General features: G+C 74.0%; 21 protein-coding genes. 12 read left to right on the top strand and 9 right to left on the bottom strand.

Translation table 11 applies throughout. The annotated features are described in order from the left end of the window. Positions 1 to 184: 184 nt before the first annotated feature. Positions 185 to 1,684 (bottom strand): CCA tRNA nucleotidyltransferase, encoded by a 1,500-nt coding sequence (locus ACI79K_RS17135; RefSeq protein WP_456600289.1) that lies wholly within the window; start codon positions 1,682 to 1,684, stop codon positions 185 to 187. A 178-nt stretch (positions 1,685 to 1,862) separates the two neighbouring features. On the opposite strand from ACI79K_RS17135, the gene ACI79K_RS17130 reads away from it, so the two are divergent. The 9 genes from ACI79K_RS17130 to ACI79K_RS17090 all read left to right on the top strand — a co-directional run bounded on the left by ACI79K_RS17130 (position 1,863) and on the right by ACI79K_RS17090 (position 13,928). After that, a complete protein-coding gene (locus tag ACI79K_RS17130) occupies positions 1,863 to 2,339 on the top strand; it encodes an NUDIX hydrolase (protein ID WP_091930860.1) in 477 nt (158 codons plus the stop codon). Continuing rightward, positions 2,336 to 4,714: a DUF6049 family protein gene (locus tag ACI79K_RS17125; RefSeq protein ID WP_456600288.1), complete on the top strand. Its 2,379-nt coding sequence runs from the start codon at positions 2,336 to 2,338 to the stop codon at positions 4,712 to 4,714. Before ACI79K_RS17130 ends, ACI79K_RS17125 begins: the two co-directional genes overlap by 4 nt. Then, positions 4,711 to 6,783 (top strand): murein biosynthesis integral membrane protein MurJ, encoded by a 2,073-nt coding sequence (gene murJ, locus ACI79K_RS17120; RefSeq protein ID WP_456600287.1) that lies wholly within the window; start codon positions 4,711 to 4,713, stop codon positions 6,781 to 6,783. Before ACI79K_RS17125 ends, murJ begins: the two co-directional genes overlap by 4 nt. 80 nt (positions 6,784 to 6,863) lie before the next feature. Continuing rightward, a complete protein-coding gene (locus tag ACI79K_RS17115) occupies positions 6,864 to 8,534 on the top strand; it encodes a hypothetical protein (RefSeq protein WP_456600286.1) in 1,671 nt (556 codons plus the stop codon). Between the two features lie 75 nt (positions 8,535 to 8,609). Beyond that, complete coding sequence (gene trxB, locus ACI79K_RS17110; RefSeq protein ID WP_456600285.1) at positions 8,610 to 9,641, top strand: thioredoxin-disulfide reductase; 1,032 nt, start codon at positions 8,610 to 8,612, stop codon at positions 9,639 to 9,641. A 120-nt stretch (positions 9,642 to 9,761) separates the two neighbouring features. After that, complete coding sequence (gene trxA, locus ACI79K_RS17105; protein WP_456563417.1) at positions 9,762 to 10,088, top strand: thioredoxin; 327 nt, start codon at positions 9,762 to 9,764, stop codon at positions 10,086 to 10,088. Positions 10,089 to 10,268: 180 nt separating this feature from the next. Then, positions 10,269 to 11,420 (top strand): N-acetylmuramoyl-L-alanine amidase, encoded by a 1,152-nt coding sequence (locus ACI79K_RS17100; RefSeq protein ID WP_456589601.1) that lies wholly within the window; start codon positions 10,269 to 10,271, stop codon positions 11,418 to 11,420. A gap of 97 nt (positions 11,421 to 11,517) precedes the next feature. Beyond that, positions 11,518 to 12,936, top strand: a complete 1,419-nt coding sequence (locus ACI79K_RS17095) for an aminotransferase-like domain-containing protein (protein WP_456589600.1) — start codon at positions 11,518 to 11,520, stop codon at positions 12,934 to 12,936. Then, positions 12,933 to 13,928 (top strand): D-alanine--D-alanine ligase family protein, encoded by a 996-nt coding sequence (locus tag ACI79K_RS17090; protein ID WP_456600284.1) that lies wholly within the window; start codon positions 12,933 to 12,935, stop codon positions 13,926 to 13,928. Before ACI79K_RS17095 ends, ACI79K_RS17090 begins: the two co-directional genes overlap by 4 nt. Before the next feature lie 71 nt (positions 13,929 to 13,999). On the opposite strand, the gene ACI79K_RS17085 is transcribed toward ACI79K_RS17090, so the two are convergent. The 8 genes from ACI79K_RS17085 to rpmH all read right to left on the bottom strand — a co-directional run bounded on the left by ACI79K_RS17085 (position 14,000) and on the right by rpmH (position 19,623). Further along, positions 14,000 to 15,070, bottom strand: a complete 1,071-nt coding sequence (locus ACI79K_RS17085) for a ParB/RepB/Spo0J family partition protein (protein ID WP_456589598.1) — start codon at positions 15,068 to 15,070, stop codon at positions 14,000 to 14,002. A 25-nt stretch (positions 15,071 to 15,095) separates the two neighbouring features. After that, complete coding sequence (locus ACI79K_RS17080; protein ID WP_456600283.1) at positions 15,096 to 16,154, bottom strand: ParA family protein; 1,059 nt, start codon at positions 16,152 to 16,154, stop codon at positions 15,096 to 15,098. Positions 16,155 to 16,251: 97 nt separating this feature from the next. Next, positions 16,252 to 16,935 carry a 16S rRNA (guanine(527)-N(7))-methyltransferase RsmG gene (rsmG, locus tag ACI79K_RS17075; RefSeq protein ID WP_456596008.1) on the bottom strand — a complete coding sequence of 228 codons (684 nt, stop codon included), beginning with the start codon at positions 16,933 to 16,935 and terminating at the stop codon, positions 16,252 to 16,254. Beyond that, positions 16,932 to 17,525 carry a Jag family protein gene (locus ACI79K_RS17070; RefSeq protein ID WP_456600282.1) on the bottom strand — a complete coding sequence of 198 codons (594 nt, stop codon included), beginning with the start codon at positions 17,523 to 17,525 and terminating at the stop codon, positions 16,932 to 16,934. The genes rsmG and ACI79K_RS17070 overlap by 4 nt, the downstream gene beginning before the upstream one ends. Positions 17,526 to 17,612: 87 nt before the next feature. Next, the gene (gene yidC, locus ACI79K_RS17065; RefSeq protein ID WP_456600281.1) at positions 17,613 to 18,728 is read right to left on the bottom strand and encodes a membrane protein insertase YidC; all 1,116 of its coding nucleotides are present in this window, start codon (positions 18,726 to 18,728) and stop codon (positions 17,613 to 17,615) included. Further along, entirely contained in the window at positions 18,721 to 19,107 is a 387-nt protein-coding gene (yidD, locus tag ACI79K_RS17060) for a membrane protein insertion efficiency factor YidD (protein ID WP_456589593.1), read from the bottom strand. The genes yidC and yidD overlap by 8 nt, the downstream gene beginning before the upstream one ends. Continuing rightward, positions 19,104 to 19,484, bottom strand: a complete 381-nt coding sequence (gene rnpA, locus ACI79K_RS17055; protein WP_456589592.1) for a ribonuclease P protein component — start codon at positions 19,482 to 19,484, stop codon at positions 19,104 to 19,106. The genes yidD and rnpA overlap by 4 nt, the downstream gene beginning before the upstream one ends. A 1-nt stretch (position 19,485) precedes the next feature. After that, the gene (gene rpmH, locus ACI79K_RS17050; RefSeq protein WP_091930872.1) at positions 19,486 to 19,623 is read right to left on the bottom strand and encodes a 50S ribosomal protein L34; all 138 of its coding nucleotides are present in this window, start codon (positions 19,621 to 19,623) and stop codon (positions 19,486 to 19,488) included. A 692-nt stretch (positions 19,624 to 20,315) separates the two neighbouring features. On the opposite strand from rpmH, the gene dnaA reads away from it, so the two are divergent. The 3 genes from dnaA (at position 20,316) to gnd (ending at position 25,398) form a co-directional block, all read left to right on the top strand. Continuing rightward, positions 20,316 to 22,079 carry a chromosomal replication initiator protein DnaA gene (dnaA, locus tag ACI79K_RS17045; protein WP_456589591.1) on the top strand — a complete coding sequence of 588 codons (1,764 nt, stop codon included), beginning with the start codon at positions 20,316 to 20,318 and terminating at the stop codon, positions 22,077 to 22,079. Between the two features lie 1,118 nt (positions 22,080 to 23,197). After that, positions 23,198 to 24,355, top strand: coding sequence for a DNA polymerase III subunit beta (gene dnaN, locus ACI79K_RS17040; protein WP_456589590.1), 1,158 nt, complete (start codon positions 23,198 to 23,200; stop codon positions 24,353 to 24,355). Between the two features lie 110 nt (positions 24,356 to 24,465). Further along, positions 24,466 to 25,398, top strand: a complete 933-nt coding sequence (gnd, locus tag ACI79K_RS17035) for a phosphogluconate dehydrogenase (NAD(+)-dependent, decarboxylating) (protein ID WP_456589589.1) — start codon at positions 24,466 to 24,468, stop codon at positions 25,396 to 25,398. Positions 25,399 to 25,411 lie beyond the last annotated feature (13 nt).

Here is a 25,411-nt window from a genome sequence, read left to right as displayed (position 1 = left end):
GCGTCGCCGGCGGGGCGCCGGCGACGCCGGGGCCGGGCCGGCCAGCTCGTCGAGGACCCACTGCGGCGTCCGGCCGGTCGCGGAGGCCGGCAGCCGGGCGTCGTCGTCGGGGTGCTCGGGGTGCACACCGCTCATGTCGGCACCGTCGCGACCCTCCTGGAGCCGGCCCGCCCAGTCCGGGGGGTCAGCGCTGGCGTGCGGCCCACCACGCCCGGAGGGCCTCCTCGGCCTCCTCGCGGTCCAACGGCCCCCGCTCGAGCCGCAGGTCCTTGAGGAAGCGCCAGGCCGCCCCCACCTCGGGACCCGGCCCCAGGCCGAGGAGCTCCATGATGGCGTTGCCGTCGAGGTCGGGACGTACCCGCGCCAGGTCCTCCTGCGCGGCCAGTTCGGCGATCCGCTGCTCCAGCGAGTCGTAGGTCGCCGACAGCGCCGCGGCCCGCCGCTTGTTGCGGGTGGTCGAGTCCGACCGCACGAGCTTGTGCAGCCGGGGCAGGAGCTCTCCGGCGTCGGTGACGTACCGGCGGACGGCCGAGTCGGTCCACTGGCCGTCGCCGTACCCGTGGAAGCGCAGGTGCAGGAAGGTGAGCCGGGCGACGGCCTCGACGACGTCCTTGGGGTAGCGGAGCGCGGTCAGCCGCTTGCGGACCAGCTTGGCGCCGACCACTTCGTGGTGGTGGAAGGAGACCCGGCCGCGGTCCTCGTGCCGGCGGGTGGCCGGCTTGCCGATGTCGTGCAGCAGGGCGGCCAGCCGCAGCACCAGGTCGGGGGACTCGTGCGCCTCGTCGGCGAGCTCCAGGGCGATCGCCTGGTCCAGGACGGTCAGCGAGTGGGTGTAGACGTCCTTGTGCTGGTGGTGCTCGTCGATCTCCATCCGCAGGGCGGAGAGCTCCGGCAGGACGACGTCGGCCAGGCCCGCGGCGACGAACAGCTCCAGGGCGGCGCGCGGGGCGTCCTGCAGCAGCGTCTTGGAGAGCTCGGCCTGCACGCGCTCGGGGGTGATCCGGGCGAGCTCGCCGGCCAGCGAGGTCATCGCCGCGACGACCTCCTCGTCGGGGGCCAGCCCCAGCTGGGCCACGAACCGGACGGCCCGCAGCATGCGCAACGGGTCGTCGGCGAACGACTCGGTGGCGGCGCCGGGCGTGCGCAGCCGCTTCGCCAGCAGGTCACCCAGGCCGCCGAAGGGATCGGTCACCGTCCGGTCCGGGCCGAGCGAGACGGCCATCGCGTTCACCGTGAAGTCCCGCCGCGCCAGGTCGTCGGTGAGCGAGTTCCCCCAGGCGACCTCCGGGTTGCGTGACGTCCGGTCGTACCGGTCCGCGCGGTAGGTGGTGATCTCCACCCGGACCCCGCCGATGTCGGCGCCCACGGTCCCGAAGGCGATGCCGGTGTTCCACGTGGAACGGGCCCACCCGCGCAGCAGCTCGAGGATCTGTTCCGGACGCGCGTCGGTGGTGACGTCGAGATCACCCTGGCCCGCACCGACCTCACCGGCGCTGCCGGTACCAGCGGCCAGCAGGGCGTCGCGCACCGAGCCGCCGACCAGGTGCGCCTCGAAGCCGGCGGCGGCGAAGCGCTGCCCGAGCTCGATGAGCACGGGGGAGAGGTCCACGAGGGTGCGGACGGTCTCCTGGACGGCCGGGGGCACCGGTTCGGGCTCGGGGCGGCTCGGCGGGGTGGCGGACACGACGAGCCAGCGTAGTGCGGGCCCGGAAACGCCCCAGCCGGCTCCGTGCGGTCGACCGATGATCGTGGCCCCGCTGCAGGGTCCCGCCGCGAGCTCGCGAGCGGTGGGGGGCAGCGTGGTCCTTCTGCTCGCTGCGATGCTCCCGGAGCTGTCGTCGGACGCGCGCTACCCTCCTGACATGGCTGGGACGGGCGGGCGAGGACGCCCGGGCCGCCGGCTGCGCCGGGTCGACGAGACCTCCGCCGGGGGCCTGGTGGTGGCCGACGACGGCGTGACCGGGCCCCGTGCCGCCCTGATCGGCCGCACCGACCGCCGTGGCCGCCTCCTCTGGTCGCTGCCCAAGGGGCACATCGAGGCAGGGGAGACCCCCGAGGACACCGCCGTCCGCGAGGTCGCCGAGGAGACCGGCATCATCGGCGAGGTCGTCGCGCCGCTGGGGATCATCGACTTCTGGTTCGTCGCCGAGGGCCGCCGGGTGCACAAGACGGTGCACCACTTCCTCCTGCGCGCGGTCGGCGGCGCCCTCTCCGACGCCGACGTCGAGGTCACCGAGGTCGCCTGGGTCCCGTTGGAGGAGCTCAGCACCCGGCTGGCCTACGCCGACGAGCGTGCCCTGGTCGAGCGCGCCCCCGGACTCCTGGCCGACAGCGCGTGACCCGGCCGGCTGCCACCCGCGCCGGTGGCCGCCCCGCCGTCGCTCCCGCCCGGCCGGGTGCCGTCCGGCGTGCGGCCGCGCTCGCCCCGCTGCTGTCGGGCGCGCTCGTGCTCGGCGCCCCCCTCCTCGCGCCGGCGACCGGCCTGCCCCCGGCAGTGGCGGCACCGGCCCCCAGCGCCCCGGACGAGGCCGCGTCCGCCGACCGGCCCGTCCGCATCGACGTCGCCCGCTTCGAGCCCCGCACGGTGACCCCGGGCGCGCTGATCACCCTCAGCGGCACGTTGACCAACACCGGGGCGGAACCGATCACCGGGCTGACCGCGCGACTGCAGCGCGGCGACGTCCGCACCGACCGGCCCGAGCTCTCGGAAGCGGTCAGCGATCCCGACCCTGCGACCACCGTGCAGCCGGCGTTCACCCCGCTGCCGGGCGAGCTCGCCCCCGGGAGCAGCGTGGAGTTCAGCTACACGCTCGACTCCGCCGAGCTCCGGCTGGACCAGGACGGCGTCTACCCCGTCCTGTTCAACGTCAACGGCACCGTCGACGACGACCAGGAGCGCCGGGTCGGCGAGCTGTCGACCTTCCTCGTCCAGCAGCCCGTCGTGCCCTCCTCGCGGACCACGGTGGCCTGGCTGTGGCCCCTGTCCGAGCCCAGCCACCGCGACGCCTCCGGGGACTTCGTCGACGACGGGCTCGCCGAGGCCGTGGGCACCGGCGGTCGGCTGGACCGCGCCCTGACCGTGATCGAGCGGCTGCCCGGCGGCCCGCCCGCCACCGAGCCCGCCGCGCCCCTGCCGGTCACCCTCGCGCTCGACCCCGCCCTCGTGGAGGAGCTGGCGCTCATGGCCGACGGTCCCTACGCCGTCGACGGAGTGGCCGGCACCGGCACCGACGCGGCCCGGTCGTTCCTCGAACGGCTGCGCGCGGTGGTGGCCACCCGCCCGGTCGTGGCGCTGCCCTACGGCGACGTCGACGCCGACGGGCTGCAGGCCGCCGGGCTCCCGATGGTCGTCACCCGCAGCCTGCCGGGCACCTCGGAGGGCACCGCGCAGGACCCTCCCGGCCCACCGCCGGTGTCCGAGAACCCCGCCGTCGACGGGGGCGCGCCGCCCGCGGAGCCGGCCGAGGCATCCGACACCGGCGCGGGGACGGCGATCCTCACCGACGTCCTGGACGTCACGCCGATCACCGACCTGGCCTGGGCCCCCGACGGGTCCTACGCCCCCGCCACGCTGGACACGCTGCGCGCCGGCGGGATCGACCAGGTGGTGCTGGGCAGCGGCGCGCTCACCGACGGGGACTCCGCGGTCGGTCTGGACGGATCGGACGCGATCGCCCGCAGCTCGGTGCCGTTCGGCGCGGGGGCGCTGGACGTGCTGGTCGCCGACCCCACGCTGAGCGCCGTGGTCGGCACCGCCGAGGTGACGCAGGGCGGTCCCCGCATCGCCGAGCAGCGCTACCTGGCGGAGCTGGCCGCGCTCAACCTGCAGGCCCCACCGGGGAGCGAGCAGACGGTGCTCGTCGCCCCGCCGCGCGATGTCGATGCCGGTGTCGAGGGTGCCGGCGCGATGATCTCCGACACCGTCGGCCTGCCCTGGCTGCAGGCGGGCAGCGTGGCCGCGATCGGCGACGCACCGGCAGCCGACGCCGGCACGCTCACCGCACCGAGCACGGACACCGCCCTCGACCCGGCCGGGATGGCGGTCCTCGCCGAGGCCGTGGCCGCCCGGGAAGAACTCGCCGAGGCGATCCCCGGGAACGCCGACCTGGCCCTGCGGTCCTACGACGCCGGCATCGCTCGTGCCGCCTCGGTGCTCCGCCGCGACGACCCCGAGGAGTTCGTGGCCGCCGCCGCCGACGCGCGAGGCACGCTCGGCGGCGTGATGGAGCGCGTCACCGTCGTCGCCCCGGCCGACGGCACCTACAGCCTCGCCTCCAGCGACGCGCCGCTGGTCCTGACCGTGGACAACCCACTGCCCTTCCCGGTCGACGTCAGGCTGCACGTGGAGCCGCCGGCCAGCGGCGGTCTGGCCATCGGGGACATCGGCGTGCAGACCCTGGCGCCCGAGCAGCGCACGACCCTGCAGGTGCCCACCGAGCTGCGCCGGTCCGGCGGCTTCACCGTCACCGCGCAGGTGACGACGCCGTCCGGGAGCCCGTTGGGCGACCCGGTGGAGATGCAGGTCAAGAGCACCGCCTACGGCCCGATCTCCCTGTCCATCACCATCGGTGCCGCCGCACTCCTCGGCCTGCTGTTCCTGCGGCGCCTCGTGCGCTTCGTGCTCCGGCGGCGCCGGGGCGCCGTTCCGGGTGACGGCGGCGCCGGACCCGGGTCCCCGGGGCTGTCCGCCGCCCCCACGCGGAGCCCGGTGTGAGCGAGCGACCCGGCTCCCCGGGGAACCCCCCCGACGCCGTGGACGGCGCGCAGGGCGGCGACCGCCCCCGCGCGCTCCCGCTGCCCCCGCCGTCGGCACCCGCCCGGCCGGCACCGGGCCGCCGCAGCTGGGGCTCTCCCGCACCGCTGCCACCGGCCCCCTACCTGGCGACCCCGCCGAGCGACGCGGTCTTCGCCGCGCCGCCCACCACCGACGGCGGCCCCGCGGAGGCCGTCGTGGACGGCGCGGCCCGGCCGCCGTCGCCACCCCGGTTGCCACCCGTCCCGCCCGCCCGGCCGGGACGACCGGCCACGCCCGTGCCGCCGCTGCCGCCGCTGCGGCACCGCTGGGTGCCGGCAGCGGACGACACCCAGGTCTTCCCCATGCCGGTGCTGCCGCCGGTACCGCGCGCCGAGCAGGAGACCGACGAGGACGTCGAGCGGCGCGAGGGCGCGCCCGGCGCCAGCGGCGGCATCCTGCGGGCGGCCGGCACGATGGCGGTCGCGACGCTGGTCTCCCGGATCACCGGTCTGCTGCGCACGATGGTGCTCGCCGCCGCCCTGGGCGTCGGGTTGTTCGCCGACGCCTACAACACCGTCAACACGCTGCCCAACATCGTCTACGAGCTGCTCCTCGGCGGCGTCCTCACCTCGGTGATCGTCCCGCTGCTGGTGCACGCGCAGGAACGCGACCGGGACGACGGTGTCGCCTACGCGCAGCGACTGGCCACCATCGCCCTGACCGGCCTGCTGGTCATGACCGCGCTCGCCATGCTCGCCGCACCGCTGCTGACCTCGTTGCTGGGCCTCGACGAGAACCCGGCGCAGTACCGCGTGGCCAACTGGCTGGCCCGGATGCTGCTGATCGAGATCGTCTTCTACGGGCTCGGCGCGTTCGCCCAGGCGATCCTCAACTCGCGGGGCGTCTTCGGGCCACCCGCCTGGGCGCCGGTGCTCAACAACCTCGTGGTGATCGCCACGGGTCTGGTGTTCCTCGCGGCGGCCGGCCCCGGCGAGCTCGAGCCGGCCACCATCGCCCCCGGGCTGGTGTGGCTCCTCGGCATCGGCACGGTGCTCGGCATCGCGGTGCAGGCCGTCGTGCTCGTCCCGCTGCTGCGCAAGGCCGGCATCCCGCTCCGGCCCCGGTGGGGGCTGCGGGAGACGGGCCTGCGCGAGGCCGGGACCCTGGGCCTGTGGGTCATCGGCTACGTGGCCGTGAGCCAGATCGGCGTCGTGGTGGCGCTGCGGATCGCCAACGCGGCGCAGCGCGCGGGCGGCCTGGGCTCCACCGCGTTCCAGTACGCCAGCCTCCTCTTCCAGATGCCCTACGGGATCATCGGTGTCGCGCTGCTCACCGCGCTGGTGCCCCGGATGAGCCGGGCCGCCGCGCGTCGGGACGTGCCGGGTGTGGTCGAGGACCTCTCGCTCGGCACCCGCCTCTCGGCCCTGGGTCTCCTGCCGGTCACCGCCGTCCTCACCGTGCTCGGCCCGCCGCTGGGCGTGCTCGCCTTCGCCCGCGGCAACACGTCGGTGGACGAGGCGCAGGCCATCGGCACCGCGCTCGCCGTCGGCGCCTTCGGGCTGCTGCCGATGGCGGTCACGCTCCTGCAGCTGCGGGTCTTCTACGCCATGAAGGACGCCCGCACCCCCACGCTCATCCAGATCGGCATGGTGGCCGTCCGGGTGCCGCTGCTCGTGCTGGTTCCCGTGGTGGTCGAGCCGGAGCTCGTCGTGGCCGGGCTGATGCTCGTCACGAGCCTCACCTACGTCGCCGGGTGGGTCATCGGCGACCTCGCGCTGCGCCGCCGGTTCGGCGGGCTGCGCACCCGCGAGACCTTCACCCCCCTCGCCCGGATCGCCGCCGTCTCGCTCGTGGCCGGTCTCGTCGGCGGTCTTGTCCGGATCGTGACCGGCGACCTGGGCGAACGCTCCATGGCAGGCTCGCTCGTCGAAGTCGTCCTCGGTACCGTGGTCGTCGGCGGCGTCGCACTGGTCGGTCTGGTGGTGGCCCGCGTTCCGGAGCTCCGGGAGCCCCTGGCTGCGGTCAGGGCCCGGCTGGGACGCAGGTGACCGAGGGCCGGCCGCTGGGGCCGACCGTGCCGGAGCGTCCGCCTCGGCGGCCGGAGCAGCACAGGGAGTCGACAGTGTCGATGGCGTCCACGACCACCGGCCTGCCCGAGCGTTACCGGCCCCTCGACCAGATCGGTCCGGACGAGACCACCCCCACCGGCGTCATCCAGAGCTGGCGCGCCAAGGACCGGGTCCTCAACCGCGACGTCGCCGTCCGGGTGCACGTGCCGGCCGGCCCCGCCGCCCACGCCTGGATCACCCGCGCGCTCACCGCGGGTGGGCTGGCCACCCCGGCGCTGGCGATGGTCTACGACGCTTCCGAGGGCAGCGGCGACCCGCAGGCACCGGGGGGCGCGGCGTACGTCGTCAACGAGTGGATCGACGGCGAGACCCTCGCCGACCGGTTGCGCTCGGGGCCGATGCCGGAGCGGGAGGTGCGGCTGGTCCTCCGCCGGCTCGCCGAGGGCGTGGCCGAGGCGCACCGGGTCGGGCTGGCGGTCGGCGGCCTGACGCTGGAGAACGTCGTCCTCCGGCCCAACGGGCTGGTCGGGCTGCGGGCCGTGCCGGCGGCCTCGGGCACCGTCCAGGGCGACATCACCGCGCTCGGCGAGCTGCTGGAGGCCTGCCTCACCGGCATCGGCCCCGGCGCTCGGCCGGCGTCCGGCCCGTCCGACCTGGTGGCGCTCGCCCGCCGGGCGCGCTCGACCGAGCCGGGCCAGGGGATGTCCAGCGTCGCCGCCATGGCCGCGCTGCTCGCCGAGCGGCCCCGCACCGGACCCAACCAGGCGCTGGCGTCGTACCGCGGCGAGGACGCCGACGGCGGACGGCGCCGCCGCTCGCGGGACCGCCGCGGCGACAACGCGGCGCCGGTGCGGCTGGAGCCCGGCACCCTGCCCCCCGTGCCCCCGGTGCGCCCGACCGGCGAGGACGAGCCGGTGCCGGCGGTCAACCCGAGCCGGGACACCATCGTGGCCGGCCGAGCACTGCCTCCCGCCCCGTCGGCCGGTGACGACGAGCCCTTCGGGGTGCTGGAGCCGGACGTGATGTCGGACCAGGACCCGTACGCCGACCCGGTCGACCTCGACGACGACGAGGACGACGCCCGCAAGCACCGGCTGGTCGTCGTGGGCCTGCCGCTGCTCGCCCTGCTGGTGGTCATCGCCCTGGCGTGGTGGTTCGGGTCGAGCGTCCTGTCGGTGACCGACTCGGTGGAGTCCGAGATCGACGGGACCACGCCCCCGGCCAGCAGCGCCCCTGTCGCGGACGGCGGTGCGGAGGGCGACGACCCGGGGAGCGCACCCGGCCCGGTGGCCACCATCGCCGCCGCCCAGGTGTTCGACCCCTTCGGCGACGGCGAGCCGGAGAACGACCGCGCGGTCCCGCTGTCGTACGACGGCGACCCCGCCACCACCTGGTCCACCCTCAACTACCGCGGCTCCCCGGCGTTCGGGAACCTCAAGCCCGGCGTCGGCGTCCTCTACGACCTCGGGGGCGCCGAGGACCTCTCCGGCGTCACCATCCAGACGGCACTGCCCGGTGCCACCGTCGAGGTCCGCACCGCGGAGACGGCCGGGGCCGCTCTCGACGACTTCGCCGTGGCTGCGAACGGCACCCTGGAGCAGACCACCGACCTCGCGTTCGACGACCCGGTGACCGCCCGCTACGTGCTCGTGTGGCTCACCGGCCTGGTCGACAGCCCGGACGGCTTCTCCGCACAGCTGGCCGAGGTGGAGATCCGCACCGCCGGCTGAGGACGGACGCCGTCCCCCACCCCACCGGGGCACGGGACGGGCCCGCCCGGGAATGGCCCCCCTAGGATCGTCGTTGTGGCGACCGTGAGCGCGAGCACCGAGAACCAGCCGACGCCGGGCCCCGCCGTGACCACCGGCGAGATCGAGCAGCCGGTCATCCCCCCGGCCGAGCACGACGGCATCCGCGACCTGATCATCATCGGGTCCGGGCCCGCCGGCTACACCGCGGCCACCTACGCCGCCCGGGCGAACCTGCACCCCCTGGTGTTCGAGGGCTCGCAGTTCGGCGGCGCCCTCATGACCACCACCGAGGTCGAGAACTTCCCCGGCTTCCCCGAGGGCATCCAGGGCCCCCAGCTGATGGACGACATGCGCACCCAGGCCGAGCGCTTCGGCGCGGAGCTCGTGCCGTCGGACGTGACCGAGGTCGACCTCACCGCCGAGCCGAAGATCGTGAAGGTCGGCGACCAGGTGCACCGGGCCCACGCGGTCATCGTGGCCACCGGGTCGAAGTACCGGTACCTGGGCCTGGACAACGAGCAGCGGCTGCTCGGCCGCGGCGTCTCGGCCTGCGCCACCTGCGACGGGTTCTTCTTCCGCGACCAGGACATCGTGGTCGTCGGCGGCGGCGACTCGGCGATGGAGGAGGCCACCTTCCTCACCCGGTTCGCCAAGAGCGTCACCGTGGTCCACCGCCGCGAGGAGCTGCGCGCCTCGAAGATCATGCAGAAGCGGGCGCAGGACAACGAGAAGATCCGCTGGGCCCTCGGCAAGCAGGTCACCGACGTCCTGGGCGAGAGCACCGTCTCCGCCGTCCAGCTGACCGACCTCGCCACCGGGGACACCGAGACGATGCCGGTGACCGGCATGTTCCTCGCCATCGGGCACGACCCGCGCAGCGAGCTGTTCGTCGGCCAGCTGAAGCTCGACGACGAGGGCTACATCCAGGTGGACCACCCGACCACCCGCACCAACATCGACGGCGTCTTCGCCTGCGGCGACGTCGTCGACCACATCTACCGCCAGGCGATCACGTCGGCCGGCACGGGTGCCGCCGCCGCCATCGACGCCGAGCGGTGGCTCGCCGAGACCTTCGACGAGCGCTGACCGCGGGCCTGCCGGGCAACGGCCGGATCCGGGCATAACCGACCCGTCCGGCCGGTTGTCCGGGCAGGCACACCTCGTCAGCGCATGCAACGAGCCAGTCGACCGAGAGGGAGAACGACCATGGCAGGCAACACCGTGACGGTGACCGACTCCAGCTTCGCCACCGATGTGCTGGGCAGCGACAAGCCCGTGCTCGTCGACTTCTGGGCGGAGTGGTGCGGCCCGTGCAAGATGGTCGCCCCCGTGCTGGAGGAGATCGCCGCCGAGCACGGCGACAAGCTCACCATCGCGAAGCTGAACATCGACGAGAACCCGCAGATCGCCCGCGACTACCAGGTCATGTCGATCCCGACCATGACGGTCTTCCAGGGCGGCAAGCCGGTCAAGAGCATCATCGGCGCCAAGCCCAAGGGCGCCATCCTGAGCGACCTCGCCGACTACCTGTAGAAGGGCCACCCTTCCCCCCACGCCTCGCACGCTCGGCGCGGGACCCTGAAGGGCGGCCGTTCCAGCACGTCACCGGGCCCACCCGTCCCTCCGGACGGGTGGGCCTGCGTCGTACGGGGGGGAGGCTGGTCCGCCCCCGGTGCGCCGTCCCCGGCGGGAGGGACCACAATCGGTCACACCATGGGAACCGACAGCCGCATGCAGCCTCTGGGGCGGGGGGACCGCGGGCCGGCCGTCGCCGACGTGCACGCCGCCCTCCGCAGCCTGGGCCTCCTCCCCGCTGCTGAGAACGGGAACGAACCGGGTCTGGAGTCGGCGGAGTACGACGCCGACACCGAGCTGGCCGTCCGCCACTTCCAGCAGGTCCGCGGCCTCTCGGTCGACGGGCGGGTCGGGGAGGAGACCTACCGGGCCCTCACCGAGGCCCGCTGGTCGCTGGGTGACCGGCTGCTGCGCTACGACCCGGAACGGCCGATGCGCGGCGACGACGTGACGAACCTGCAGGAACGCCTGCTGGAGCTCGGCTACGACGCCGGCCGGGCCGACGGCATCCTCGGCCCGGAGACCGAGGTCGGCCTGCGCGCCTTCCAGCGCGACTACGGGCTGACCTCGGACGGCACCTGCGGCCCGGCGACGCTGCGCGCCCTGCGCCAGCTGGGACGCAAGGTGACCGGTGGCCGTCCCCAGCTGCTGCGGCAGAGCGCCTCCTTCGTGGAGAGCGGCCCGCACCTGATCGGACGCCGGATCGTCGTCGACGCCGGCCACGGCGGTCCGGACACCGGCTTCACCGTGGGCGAGACGACCGAGGCGGACCTGGCCTTCGACCTGGCGTCCCGGATCGAGGGCGGGCTGGCCGCCGCCGGCGCCACCGTGTACCTCACCCGCGGCCGCGAGCAGAACCCGACGCCCGCCGAACGCACCGCCTTCGCCAACGACGCCCGGGCCGACCTCTTCATCGCCCTGCACCTGGATGCACACCCGTCCGAGCACGCCCGGGGGGTCGCCGCCTACTACTACGGCACCGGATCGGGTGCCTCGTCCACGGTGGGGGAGCAGTTCGCCAACCTGGCCCGCCGCGAGGTCGTCGCCCGCACCGGGATGCTCGACCTCGGCTCGCACCCCAAGACGTGGGAGCTGCTGCGCATGACGCGCATGCCGGCGGTCCGGCTGGACTGCGGCTACCTCTCCCACCCGGTCGACCGGCAGCTGCTGCTCGACGCGCGGGTGCGCAGCTCCATCGCCCACGGCGTCCTGGCCGCTGTGCAGCGGCTCTACCTCCCGGCCGAGTCCGACCCACCGACCGGCACCTTCGTCCTCCCCGAGAAGGCGTAGCCGGCCACTCGCCCCCAGGCCCCGGCCGGGCCCGAACGGTCCACCTGGCACCGGTGGTCCCACCAGGCGTCCATCCGCCCGCGCCTACACTCCTGAGGTGGCCACCATCCCGCCCGGCACGCCTGCCGGTTCCGGACAGCAGGGGGCGCACCTGGGTGCGCACCCCCATCCCGCGCCGCGTCATCCGCGGCTCGACCCGCTGGCCGACCGCTACGCAGCCCGCACCCACGGGATGAAGAGCTCGGAGATCCGGGCGCTCTTCTCCGTGGTCAGCCGGCCCGAGGTGGTCTCCCTGGCCGGTGGCATGCCTGCCGTCACCGCGCTCCCGCTGGACGCGGTGGGCTCGATGATCGGTGACCTGGTCTCGGGCATGGGCGCGCAGACGCTCCAGTACGGATCGGGTCAGGGCGACCCGCGGCTGCGGGAGCGGATCTGCGACGTCATGGCGCTCGAGGGCATCACCGACGCCTCGCCGAGTGAGGTCGTGGTCACGGTCGGCTCGCAGCAGGGGCTGGACCTGGTCACCCGCGTCTTCGTCGACCCCGGTGACGTGATCCTCGCCGAGGCGCCGTCCTACGTCGGCGCGCTCGGCGTCTTCCAGTCCGCCCAGGCCCGGGTGCGGCACGTCGCCATGGACGACGACGGGCTGATCCCGGAGGCGCTGGAGCAGGCCCTGGCCGCGTGCCGCGCCGACGGCGACCGGGTGAAGTTCCTCTACACCGTGCCGAACTTCCACAACCCGGCCGGCGTAACCCTCTCCGAGCCGCGCCGCGAGGAGATCATGGCGATCGCCGAGCGCTGGGACCTGCTGATCATCGAGGACAACCCCTACGGCCTGCTGGGCTTCGACCGCGAGCCGATGCGGGCACTGCGCGCCCGGGACGCCCACCGGGTGATCTACCTGGGCTCCTTCTCCAAGACGTTCTCCCCGGGCCTGCGGGTGGGCTGGGTGCTCGCGCCGCTGGCCGTCCGGGAGAAGCTCGTGCTGGCCACCGAGGCGCAGGTGCTCTGCCCGCCGTCGCTCACCCAGTACGCCGTCGCCCGGTACCTGGACACCCAGCCCTGGCGCGAGCAGATCAAGCTGTTCACCGAGCTCTACCGGGAGCGCCGCGACGCCACGCTGGAGTCCCTGCAGGCGCTCATGCCGGCGGGCACCACCTGGACCCGCCCCGACGGCGGCTTCTACGTGTGGCTCAAGCTGCCCGCCGGGCTGGACGCGAAGCTCATGCAGCCCCGCGCCGTCGGCGCGCACGTCGCCTACGTCCCGGGCATCGGCTTCTACGCCGACGGCAGCGGCCAGGAGTACATGCGCCTGTCGTACTGCTACCCCGAGCCGGATCAGATCCGGGAGGGGGTCCGCCGGCTGTCCCGCGTCGTCGAGGCCGAACTGGACCTGCACTCCACCTTCGACAAGGTCGACACCGGTACCTTCCGGGCGATCCGGCCGGGCTCCGGCCACGACGCCGAGTCGATGGTGGGGCCGGCGAACAGCGACACGTACGAGGACGGCCGATGAGCGAGACCGCGCCCGCCGCAGTGCCCGCCGCGCCCGAGGAGCGACACCCGCTGCGGGCCGTCGTCCTCGCCGGCGGGCTCACCTTCGAACGCGAGGTCAGCCTCTCCTCCGGCACCCAGGTGGTCGAGGAGCTCACCCGCGCCGGCCTGGACGCCGAGCTGCGCGACGCCGATGCCGAGCTGCTGCCCGGCCTGGCCGCGGCCCCGGCCGACGCGGTCTTCATCGCGCTGCACGGCGCCACCGGCGAGGACGGTGCCCTCCGTGCGGTCCTCGACCTGGCCGGGGTGCCGTACGTGGGGTCGCCCGCGGCCGCGTGCCGGCTGGCCTGGGACAAGCCGGCCGCGAAGTCCGTGGTCCGCACCGCCGGGCTGACCACGCCGGACTGGGTGGCGCTCCCGCACAGCACCTTCCGCGAACTGGGTGCCGGTGCGGTGCTGGACCTGATGGTGGCCCGGCTGGGGCTGCCCCTGATGGTCAAGCCGGCGTCGGGCGGCTCGGCCCTGGGCGTGCAGAAGATCAGCCGGGTCGAGGACCTCCCGGCCGCGATGGTCAGCTGCTTCGCCTACGGCGACACCGTGATGGTGGAGCGCTACGTCGAGGGGGTCGAGGTCGCGCTCGCCGTCGTCGACCTGGGCGACGGGCCGGTCGCGCTGCCGGCCGTCGAGATCGAGCCCGAATCCGGGGTCTTCGACTACGCGTCCCGCTACTCACCGGGGCTCACCGAGTACCACGCGCCCGCCCGCATCCCGGAGGAGGCGGCGGCCCGCGCCGCCGAGGTCGCCGTCCGGGTGCACGAGGTGCTGGGGCTGGCCGACCTCTCCCGGACCGACGCGATCGTGACCCCCGACGGCGAGGTGCACTTCCTCGAGGTGAACGTCTCCCCGGGGCTGACCGAGACCTCCATGTTCCCCATGGCGGTCGAGGCGGCCGGCTACGACCTGGGCGCGGTGCTGGCCCGCCTGCTCGCCCGGTGCGCGGAGAACCCGCGCTGAACGTGGCGCAGCCGACAGAGGCCGCCTTCCGTCAGTGACGGAAGGCGGCCTCTGTCGTTACCGGTGGTGGATCAGGCGTCGGGACGACGCCCGGTGATGTCCGGCGCCATGACGCCGATGATCCGCTGCAGGTCGTCCACCGAACCGAACTCGACGACGATCTTGCCCTTCGACCGGCCGATCTGGATCTTCACCTTGGTCTCGAACATGTCCGACAGCCGGGAGCCCAGCTCCTCCACCCCGGGTGCGGAGATCCGCCGGGTGCGTCGCTTGGCCGCGGGCTCCTCGGCGGCCGCCAGCGCGACGGCCTCCTCGGTGGCCCGCACCGAGAGGCCCTCGGCGACGATCCGGGTGGCCAGCGCGTCCTGGGCCACCGGATCCTGCAGTCCGAGCAGCGCGCGGGCGTGCCCGGCGGAGATGACGCCGGCGGCGACCCGGGTCTGCACCTTCACCGGCAGCTTCATCAGCCGGATGGTGTTGGTGACCTGCGAGCGGCTGCGCCCGATCCGCTGCGCGAGCTCCTCGTGCGTGGCCCCGAACTCCTCCAGCAGCTGCTGGTAGGCGGCGGCCTCCTCCAGCGGGTTCAGCTGGACCCGGTGGATGTTCTCGAGCAGCGCGTCGCGCAGCATCGCGTCGTCGGTGGTGTCGCGCACGATCGCCGGCACGGTGCCGAGACCGGCCGCCCGCGCGGCGCGCAGCCGCCGCTCGCCCATGATGAGCTCGTAGCGCCCACCGTCGGACTCGCGCACGACGATCGGCTGGAGGAGCCCGAACTCCCTGACGCTGTGGGTCAGCTCCTCCAGGGCCTCGTCGTCGAAGACCTGCCGCGGCTGCTTCGGGTTCGGCACGACGTCCTCGACCCCGACCTCGCGCAGCTGCGCACCCGGGACGCCCACCGCGTCGGTCTCCGCGGCCGGGGACGGCGCCGGGGAGGGCACCAGGCTGACCGGCGCACGCGACGGCTCGGTCGCCTCCGCGACCGGCGAGGCGCCGTCCGGCCCGGTCCCGGAGCGCGGAGCCGACTGCTCGTCCCGCTCCGTGCCCGGCGCCGGGGTGGTGGGCGCGACCGGGGGAGGCGTGGGCGCCGGCCCGGTCGGGATGAGCGCCGCCAGCCCGCGTCCGAGGCCGCCTCGCTTCGTCATGACAGCTCCTCGCTGGCAGGGATGGTCACTGGGAGTCCTGGCCGCCGAACGGCACCGACGTCTCCCCGAAGGCGAGCGCGCCGACCGGGGTGGCCCCGTTGCTTCCGGTGGACGCATCGAGGGGCTCGAGGGCCACCCCGCGCTGGGCCAGCTCGCGGGCGGCCTCCACGTAGCTGGTCGAGCCGCGCGAGCCCGGGTCGTAGGTCAGCACCGACTGCCCGTAGCCCGGCGCCTCGGAGACCCGCACGTTGCGGGGGATCACGGCGTTCAGCACGAGGTCCCCGAAGTGGTTGCGGACCTCGTCGGCGACCTGGTCGGCGAGCTTCGTCCGCCCGTCGTACATGGTGAGCAGGATGGTCCGGACCGCGATCCCCGGGTTGAGGTGCTGGCGGACCAGGTCGATGTTGTTGAGCAGCTGCCCCAACCCCTCCAGCGCGTAGTACTCGCACTGGATGGGGATGAGCACCTCGTCGCCGGCCACCAGCGCGTTCAACGTCAGCAGGCCGAGCGAGGGCGGGCAGTCGATGAGCACGTAGTGCGGGCGCCGTTCCCGCGGCAGCGCCGCCACGTACGCCTCGATGGCCCGGCGCAGCCGGTGCTCCCGGGCGACGACGGAGACCAGCTCGATCTCGGCGCCGGCCAGGTCGATGGTCGCCGGGACGCAGAGCAGGTTCGGGCTGGCGGTCGTCGGGTGCACCACCTCGGAGAGGGTGCTGTCACCGACGAGGGCGTCGTAGATCGACGGCGTGCCGACCGTGTGCTCGACGCCGAGGGCCGTGCTCGCGTTGCCCTGCGGGTCGAGGTCGATCACCAGGGTGCGCAGCCCGTAGAGGGCGAGCGCGACGCCGAGGTTCACCGTCGACGTCGTCTTCCCGACCCCACCCTTCTGGTTCGCGATCGTGATGACCCGGATGCGCCCGGGCGCCGGGAAGGGCTCCTGCTCGGCGGCGTGCAGGACACGTGTGGCACGCAGGGCCTCCATGGCGATGGGGCTGTCGAAGTCCGCGAGCCCACCGGAGGACGACGCGGTCGACGACTGGTCAGCGGCGAGGCTGCTGCGCAGCCGCTCGCCCGGGTCGGTCATCGCAGGTCCTTCCTCTGGCGCCGTTTCACGTGGAACGGATCGGGGTAGCAGTGCCTGTTCCACGTGGAACAGGACGCGGGAGCGCCGTCCGGCAGCCTCACCGGTCTCCCCGCGTCATGACCACCACGGTAGTGGCAGCGTCTCCCAGGGATGCACCGACGGCACGCGGTTCGATGTCGCGCATGCCGGCGGCGTGGAGTTCGGGCAGGAAGGCCGGCAGCTCGGCCAGCGCGCGGGCGCCGACCAGGGCCACCAGCTGGGTGCCTGGCCGGAGCAGGCCGCGGCACCAGCCGACGAGCCGGGGGAGTGGGGCGACCGCCCGTGCGGTGACCACGTCGACCCGGCCGACGGCGGTCACCACCGACCGGTCCTCGGCCCGTCCGCGCACCACGCGCCAGGTGGCGGACGGACCCGCGAGGTCGGCGACCGCCTCCTCCAGGAACTCGACCCGCCGGGCCATCGGCTCGACCAGGGTGAGGGCGATGTCCGGGCGGGCCAGCCCGAGCGGGATGCCGGGGAGGCCCGCGCCGCTGCCGACGTCGACCACCCGGGCGTCCCGGGGGACGGCCTCGGCCACTGCCGCGCTGTTGAGGACGTGCCGCTCCCACAGCCGCGGTACCTCGCGGGGGCCGATCAGGCCGCGCGTCACCCCATCGGAGGCCAGCTTGGCCACGTACCGCTGCGCCGCGGGCAGGGCGTCGCCAAAAACGGCGACGGCCGCCGGCGGCGCGGGCACCTCGGGGGCGGCCGGGGCGTCGGGCCCGGGACCTCCGTCGCTCACCTGTCGGGCAGGACCACGACGCGGCGGCGGGGCTCCTCGCCCTCCGACTCGCTGTGCACGCCGGCCACCGAGGCGATGACGTCGTGCACGACCTTGCGCTCGAAGGGGTTCATCGGGTTGAGCCGCTCCGGCTGGCCGCTGGCGGAGACCCGGCGCGCGGTCTCGCCGGCCAGCGAGGTGAGGTCCGCACGGCGCTTGGCCCGGTAGCCACCCACGTCGAGCATCAGCCGGCTGCGCACACCCGTGGACTGGGCGACGGCGAGGCGGGTGAGCTCCTGGAGCGCCTCCAGCGTGGCGCCGTCGGGACCGATGAGGTCGTCCAGCCGGCCGCCGACGATCGCGACCGACGCCCGGTCCCCTTCCACGTCGAGGTCGATGTCGCCGTCCACGTCGAGGATGTCGAGGAGCCGCTCGAGGTAGTCCCCGGCGACGTCGCCCTCACGGACCAGCAGGTCGTCAGCGGTCCCACCGGCCCCACCCGTCTCGGCGGTCTCGACGTCGACGGGCTCCACGACGGCGTCGTCGCTGGCGGCGTCCGCGTCGGGCAGAGCGGGCGGGTTGTCTGTCACGGGCTGCTGCGGAGCACTCACGGGTGTTCCTCCCAGTTCGGTGCGGCGGCCGGGTGGCCCCGGTGGACTGTGTGCCGGGCGGGCCGGCTGGAAAGCGGTCGGCGAGGGTCAGCGACGCTTCCGCTTCCCGCGGTTGGCCGGCCCCTGGCCCGCTCCGGAGCGGGAGTTCCGGCCGGCGCCGGACCCCGCGCTGCGCGAGCCGGTGGACCCGGTGGCCGTGGACCCGGTGGCCGTGGACCCGTTCCCCGTGGACCCGTCGGACGTCGGGTCGTCGCCGACGCGACCGTCGCCGTCCACGGTGCTCGACGGCGCGGCCGTGGTGGAGGCGGGGCGCCCCTGCTTGGGTCGCACCGGCTTCGCGCCCGGCTTCGGGGCGAGCGTCTTCGGGTCGACGGCCGGCTTGTCCGCATCCGCCTTCGCCTTCCCGGCGTCGGAGCCGGGCGGCGGCAGCTTGCGGAGGATGAAGAACTGCTGGCCCATCGTCCACAGGTTGTTCGTCATCCAGTAGATGAGGACACCGATGGGGAAGATGAAGCCGGAGACGAAGAGGCTCAGCGGCACGCCGTAGAGCATCAGCTTCTGCACCATCGCTGCCTGACCCTCGACGGGGCCCGAGCGCGCCATGATCTGCTTCTGCGTGAAGTACGTCGTGAAGCACATCACGACGATCAGCGCGAAGGCGACGATCCGGATGGTGGTGTAGCTGGCGATGTCCAGGATCGCCTGCTCCTTGGCGCCGCTCATGTTGAACGACGCGGAGATCGGCGCACCGAAGAGCTTGGCGCGTGCCGCCTGGTCGGTGAGCTCGTCGGTCCACGAGTAGAGGCCCTGCTTGTCCGGGGCCAGCCGGCGCAGGACGTGGAACAGCGACAGGAAGACCGGGATCTGCGGCAGGATCGGCAGGCACCCGGCCAGCGGGTTGACCCCGCGCTCCTTGAACAGCTTCTGCTGCGCCTGGGCCATGCCCTGGCGGTCGCTGCCGTACTGCTTGCGCAGCTTCGCCATCTCCGGCTGCAGCTCCTGCATCGCCCGCTGCGACTTCACCTGCTTGACGAACAGCGGGAAGAGGATCAGCCGGATGGTGACGACCAGGAAGACGATCGCCAGGACCCAGCTGAGCCCGGAGAGACCGGACTCGGCGGGCGGGTCGCCGAAGATCCAGTTCCAGAGCGAGTGCCACCGGGCCATGACCCAGGAGATGGCGGTGTACAGCCAGTCAAGCAACGGAGGACTCCTCCTGCGGGGTCCGGCACGCGGCCGGCGGGGTGGCCTCGCGGCCGGGGTCATCGGACGGCGCGCCGGGAGGACGTGCCGCTGTGCTGGACGAGCGGGCACCCGTCCCGGTTCCACGCGCCGGCGGGACGAGATCCACGCCGCCCGGGTGCCACGGCGCGCACTTGGCCAGCCGGACCAGCGCCAGCCAGCTGCCGCGAGCCGCTCCGTGCGTGCCGACCGCCTCGGCGGCGTACGCGCTGCAGGTCGGGTGGAACCGGCAGCGCGGCGGCAGCGCCGGGCTGATCGCCCGGGAGTAGAAGCCGACGGCGCGCAGCAGCAGCCGCGCGACGGCGGAGCGCCGCGGGCTCGCCCCGGCCGGCGCGCTCATCGCCGGGAGGCCCGGTCGCCGAGGAGGCGGTCCAGGCCCGAGGCCAGGTCCCGGTGCAGCACCGCCGAGTCGGCGTCGGCTGCTTCGGGGCGGGCGCGGACCACCAGGTCCGCACCGGCGGGCAGGCGGTCGAGCTCGGCTCGCACGACCGCACGCAGGCGACGGGTCACCCGGTGTCGGACCACCGAGTTGCCCACGCTCTTCCCCACCACGAAACCGGCCCGCGCGGCCGGCGGCGACGCGGGGTCGCCGGCCGGCTGCTCGGGCCGTTCGGGGAGGTAGTGCAGCACCATGGTCGGCCGCCCGGCGCGCCGGCCGGATCGGACGACCGCGCTGAACTCCGGGCGCCGGCGCAGGCGTGCCTGCGCAGGCAGCACGTCAGGCGGAGAGCTTCTCGCGGCCCTTGCGCCGACGGGTGGCGAGGATCGCCCGGCCCGCGCGGGTCCGCATCCGCAGCCGGAAGCCGTGGGTCTTGGACCGGCGGCGGTTGTTCGGCTGGAAGGTGCGCTTGCTCACGAGGTACTCCCACTACACGACATCGGCGGTGCGCTCCCGTCGGTGGACGGACGCGCGCAGGGCGTCGGAGCGGCACGGTGACCGTCCCCGGAGCCCTGGAAGCTGGCACTGCGGACCGGCGCACCCAGGCCCGACCGCGCAGACTGGCGTGGCCGGGACACGGGCAGACCCGTCCACAGACTCCGGCCAGCATAGCCGAGGACCGGCGGGTGCCGGTGACCGACCGCCCATGGTGGCCCGAGCGGCCCGGGCGGAAGTCCGCGGCGCGCCGGGGAGCTCCCCCCGGGCCCGACACGCTCGCGCCGCGGGGAACCGGCGGTTCCGGCCCCGCAGCGTTGCCGGGCTGTGGACGGGGCTGTTAGCGTCGCCGTCGCTCCGCGTCGGGCGTCAGGGTCACGACGCGCGGGCCGACCCCGTCGGTCGACCGACCGCCGAGCCACTCCTCCAGCCGCCCGATCCGGGCCGTGACCAGCGAATATGCTGCACCGGCCGTCGTCCCGTGCGGAGCCGGCGCAGCACCTCTGCCGGCCGTGCACAGCCTGTGGACACCGATGTGGACCACAAGCGTTCGGATGTCCACAACCGGGGCACCCCACCGGTGGACGGTCCGCGGTTCGCGGAGGCCAGGTGCGGCCGGGACGGACGCAACCGGGGACGGCCGCGGGGTGGACAGCAGGGGAGGACGAGACGGCATGGCCGATGCCACGCTGGACCTGGCGACGGTCTGGGACCAGATCCGGGAGCGACTGGCGACCAGCCTCTCCCCGCAGCAGAACGCGATGCTGAACCTGACGCGACCCGTCGGGCTGTTCGAGGACACCGCCGTCCTGGAGGCCCCGAACGAATTCACCCAGACGGTGCTCGAGTCCCGCATGCGCCGGGTGCTCGCCGAGGCGCTGTCCCAGACCTACGGCCGCGACATCCGCGTCGCCGTCCAGGTGGAGGACTCCCCGGCTCCTCCTCCGCCGCCCGCCGAGCCCGAGCCGACCCGGCGACCGTGGTCGGCCGTGGAGGCGCAACGGGCCGAGGAGGACCAGGCGACCCGCGACCGTGCCGACGACGGGCGCAGCGCGTTCGGCGTGCGGACCGACGTCGTCGGCACCGCCGCCCCCTGGGACCGGTCCGCATCCGCCGACCGGTCGGCCACCCCCGAGTTCCCCGAGGTCCGCGAGCTCCACCCGGCCGACGGCCCGCAGCGTCCGCCGGCCGACCGTGGCGCTCCGGAGGACTGGAGCACCACGACGTGGGGCCCGACCGGGCCCGCCCCCGACTCCGGCAGCCGGGACTGGGGCGGCGAGGACGAGCGGACCGCCGACGTGCTCCCCTTCGACGTCGACGCACCAGCGGGGGAGCCCCGCCGTTCCGGTGGCGGCTCGGCAGCCCGCCCCCGGCGCGCCGAGTCGGGCCGACCGGGCGGGCTGGATCCCGGCCTCAACCCGAAGTACGTCTTCGACTCCTTCGTCATCGGGAACAGCAACCGCTTCGCGCACGCCGCCGCGGTCGCCGTCGCCGAGGCCCCCGCCCGGGCGTACAACCCGCTGTTCATCTACGGCGAGTCGGGGCTGGGCAAGACCCACCTGCTGCACGCCATCGGCCACTACGCCGCCCGGATGTTCCCCAACGTCCGCGTCCGGTACGTGAGCACCGAGGAGTTCACCAACGAGTTCATCAACCTGGTGCACTCCGGCCGGGCCGAGGAGTTCCGGCGCCGCTTCCGGGACATCGACTTCCTGCTGATCGACGACATCCAGTTCCTCGAGCGGGCCGAGCGCACGCAGGAGGAGTTCTTCCACACCTTCAACACGCTGCACAACGCCAGCAAGCAGATCGTGATCACCTCCGACCGGCCGCCGAAGAAGCTGACCACGCTGGAGGACCGGCTGCGCACCCGCTTCGAGTGGGGGCTGATCACCGACGTCCAGGCGCCGGACCTCGAGACCCGTATCGCGATCCTCCGCAAGAAGGCGTGGGGCGAGCGGCTCCAGGTGCCCGACCAGGTGCTGGAGTTCATCGCCAGCAAGGTGCAGACCAACATCCGCGAGCTCGAGGGCGCGCTCATCCGGGTCACCGCGTTCGCCTCGCTGAACAAGCAGCAGGTCGACCTGCCGCTGGCCGAGCTTGTGCTCAAGGACCTGATCAGCGACGAGCAGGGCCCGCAGATCACCGCGGCGATCATCATGGCCGCCACGGCGGAGTACTTCTCCGTGACGATGGAGGAGCTGCAGGGCACCAACCGCAGCCGCACGCTGGTCAACGCCCGGCAGATCGCGATGTACCTCTGCCGCGAGCTGACCGAGCTGTCCCTGCCGCGCATCGGTGCCTCGTTCGGCGGCAAGGACCACACCACGGTCATGCACGCCGTCAAGAAGATCACCAACCTGATGAGCGAGCGGCGGGCCACCTACACCCAGGTCACCGAGCTCACCGCCCGCATCAAGAGCCGCGCCCGGCAGTAAGAGGACCCCTCCCTCTCCCCACTCGCTCGCTCGTGGCGAGCCTTGGGAGGGGCCGGCCGGACCGCACCGCGCCCACAACCGGCTCCCCGGAGCACTCCGCGCCCGCCAGCCGCTCGCCGGTTGCGCGCGGTCCGTCCACCTCGGGGGCCCCTCACGCGCCCGCTCGTGGCCTTCCCCGGCTCACCTGGCGGGGGTCCTGGCTCACCTGGTGGGGTCCTGGCTCACCACCGATCGTGAGCCAGGACCCAGAACGATCAGGTCACCTGATCAACATCGCGGAGGCCTGGTCCGGGGACGCCGGCGGTGACGGCGCGCGGCCGGAACGGTCACCGTCCGGACAGCTACCGGCCACCGTCCCGTGGTGGTCGACAAGTGGTTGTCCACACCTGTGTGGATCCCTGGGGACGACGGATCCGCAGGTTCTGGGCGCGATGACCCGCGCAAGGGCGCCGGAGGACGTCGACTCGTCGAGAAGTTGTCCCCAGGAATGTGCACAGACTGGGGGAAACCGCGACGACGTCGTTCCCCGCCGTCACGGGACGCCGCCGCCGGCACCCGGTCCCGCCGGCTCCGCCCGCTCAGCGAGCGCCTGACCTGGGAGAACACCGTGCCGGGCGACGCCGGGCTCACTCCGCCAGGGACGCCCACCGCACGCCACGCACAGGACCTGGGGACGGACCGGGGAGACGCAGGGGACAGCAGGTGGACCGCCGCGGGTCACGGTGCACAACCGTCGATCTGTCCACGTGTCGACAACAGGAGGACGCCGACCACCCACAGTCGGCCAACACCCCCGATCGGCCGCTGACCTGCGGGAAGGGCCTCGATCCCCAGCTTCCACACCAGTGATGACGAGGATGAAGGAGTTATCCCGGAAAATACTCGAACCACACTCTGGGTGGGGACGCTGCGCTGCGAGGCTCCCCGGAGCGCAGCGGCAGGATCCGGATCAGCAGCCCATCGAGGGACCGGGGTTTCCCCACCGGGGGCTGCAACAGGCACGATGAGCACCGCAGCGGAGCCCTGGCCTCGCAGCAGTACGAACGACGAGCTCCGTGCCCGCGTCGTCCGCCCTCCCGGTGGCCGCAGGGCCGGACCGAACATGGGTGGGTCGAGAGATGAAGTTCCGGGTGGCACGTGAGGTGCTCGCCGACGCCGTCGCCTGGACGGCGCGCAGCCTGCCGCCGCGGCCGTCGGTACCGGTGCTGGCGGGCATCCTGCTCGAGGCCGAGGGGAACCAGCTGTCGGTCTCCGGCTTCGACTACGAGGTGTCGGCCCGCTCCGAGGTCGACGTGCAGACCAGTGAGAGCGGCCGCGTCCTCGTCCCGGGGCGGCTGCTCGCCGAGATCACCCGCGCGCTGCCCCCGCACCCGGTCGAGATCAGCGCCGAGGGCCCGCGCCTGGCGATCACCTGCAGCAACGCCCGGTTCAGCCTGCCGACGCTGCCGGTCGAGGACTACCCGTCCCTGCCCTCCATGCCCTCGGCCGCCGGGAACGTCGACAGCGACGTCTTCGCCGAGGCCGTCGCCCAGGTCGCGGTCGCAGCCGGGCGGGACGACACGCTGCCGATGCTCACCGGTGTCCGGCTGGAGATCGACGACGACCAGATCACCCTCGCCGCCACCGACCGCTACCGCCTCGCCGTGCGCGAGTTCGCCTGGCGCCCGCAGACCTCCGGGCTCTCGGCCGCGGTGCTGGTCCCGGCGCGCACGCTCGCCGAGGCGGCCAAGACGCTGACCAGCGGCCCGGAGATCACGCTCTCGCTGTCCTCGGGCAGCTCGGGCGAGGGCATCCTCGGCCTCTCGGGCAAGGACCGGCAGACCACCACCCGGCTGCTCGACGCCGAGTTCGTGAAGTACCGCGCGATCATGCCCAACGAGTCGCTGGCCAACGCCACCCTGCCGGTGGGCCTGTTCACCGACGCAGCGAAGCGGGTGGCCCTGGTCGCCGAGCGGGGGACGCCGCTGCGCTGCGAGTTCACGCCGGGGCAGGTCACCCTGCGGGCCGGGGGCAGCGACGACGAGGGGCAGGCGGAGGAGCGCTGCGACGTCGAGTTCGACGGCGAGCCGCTGACCATCGGGTTCAACCCGACGTTCCTGCTCGACGGGCTGGCCGCCGTGCACACCGAGCGCGCGCGGATGGACTTCACCAGCCCGCTGAAGCCGGCCGTGCTGTCCGGCGTCGAGGAGCCGGCGGCCGACGACGACAAGCCGGCGCCGGTCGAGCGTCCCGGGAGCTACCGGTACCTGATCATGCCGGTGCGGCTGCCGGGCTGAGCCACTTCCGCCCCAGGGCCCCTGCGCGGGCCCGGGGTCGGCCGCCGGGCGGGAGCCGCCCGGCACGAGCACGATGGATCGCGACCACGACGGCGAAGAGAGGCGGGACCGTGCAGCTGGGGCTGATCGGGCTGGGCAAGATGGGCGGCAACATGGCCGAGCGGCTGCGCCGCGCCGGGCACGAGGTCGTGGGATACGACCGTGCTCCCGGCAAGCGCGACGTCGACAGCCTGCCCGCACTGGTGGAGGCGCTCACAACGCCTCGCGTGGTGTGGGTGATGGTGCCCGCGGGTGAGCCGACGAAGGCGACGATCAAGGAGCTGAGCGAGCTGCTCAGCCCCGGCGACGTCGTGATCGACGGCGGAAACTCGAAGTACACCGACGACCAGGTGCACGACGTCATGATGCGCGAGAAGGGCATCGGCTACATCGACGCCGGCGTCTCCGGTGGCGTCTGGGGCCTGGAGAACGGCTACGCGCTGATGGTCGGTGGCACCAAGGAGGACGTCGCCAAGGCGCAGCCGATCTTCGACGCGCTCAAGCCGCCGGCACCGCACGACGAGTCCGGGCAGGAAATGCCCGGCGCCGGGTTCGTGCACGCCGGCCCGGTGGGCGCCGGCCACTTCAGCAAGATGGTCCACAACGGCATCGAGTACGCGCTGATGCAGGCCTACGGCGAGGGCTACGAGCTGCTGGCCGCCGTCGACCTCGTCGAGGACGTCCCGGGCGTCATCGCGTCCTGGACGCAGGGCACCGTCATCCGCTCCTGGCTGCTGGACCTGCTGGTCCGCGCGCTGGAGGAGGACCCGGCGCTCGAGGAGATCAGCGGCTACGCCGAGGACTCCGGCGAGGGTCGCTGGACCGTCGAGCAGGCGATCGAGAACGCCGTCCCCGTGCCGACGATCGCGGCCTCGCTGTTCGCCCGCTTCTCCTCCCGCCAGGAGGACTCGCCGACCATGAAGGCGGTCGCCGCGCTGCGCAACCAGTTCGGCGGGCACTCGGTGCGCGCCGTCCAGGCGCAGGAGGCCGAGCGGCCCGCGTGACCGGGGAGGGCCT

It is taken from the genome of Blastococcus sp. SYSU DS0616, from assembly GCF_054051015.1.
The sequence above is the reverse complement of the archived record's forward strand: the minus strand, read 5'-3'. Positions and strand labels throughout refer to the sequence as shown.

Bases quoted from the DNA above. Each gene is read 5' to 3' on its own strand.
- ACI79K_RS17090 (WP_456600284.1), top strand. From the start codon at position 12,933: ATGAGCGAGACCGCGCCCGCCGCAGTGCCCGCCGCGCCCGAGGAGCGA.
- ACI79K_RS17115 (WP_456600286.1), top strand. From the start codon at position 6,864: ATGGCGTCCACGACCACCGGCCTGCCCGAGCGTTACCGGCCCCTCGAC.
- yidD (WP_456589593.1), bottom strand. From the start codon at position 19,107: ATGAGCGCGCCGGCCGGGGCGAGCCCGCGGCGCTCCGCCGTCGCGCGG.
- ACI79K_RS17080 (WP_456600283.1), bottom strand. From the start codon at position 16,154: ATGACCGACCCGGGCGAGCGGCTGCGCAGCAGCCTCGCCGCTGACCAG.
- ACI79K_RS17100 (WP_456589601.1), top strand. From the start codon at position 10,269: ATGGGAACCGACAGCCGCATGCAGCCTCTGGGGCGGGGGGACCGCGGG.
- ACI79K_RS17085 (WP_456589598.1), bottom strand. From the start codon at position 15,070: ATGACGAAGCGAGGCGGCCTCGGACGCGGGCTGGCGGCGCTCATCCCG.
- dnaA (WP_456589591.1), top strand. From the start codon at position 20,316: ATGGCCGATGCCACGCTGGACCTGGCGACGGTCTGGGACCAGATCCGG.
- ACI79K_RS17130 (WP_091930860.1), top strand. From the start codon at position 1,863: ATGGCTGGGACGGGCGGGCGAGGACGCCCGGGCCGCCGGCTGCGCCGG.
- dnaN (WP_456589590.1), top strand. From the start codon at position 23,198: ATGAAGTTCCGGGTGGCACGTGAGGTGCTCGCCGACGCCGTCGCCTGG.
- trxA (WP_456563417.1), top strand. From the start codon at position 9,762: ATGGCAGGCAACACCGTGACGGTGACCGACTCCAGCTTCGCCACCGAT.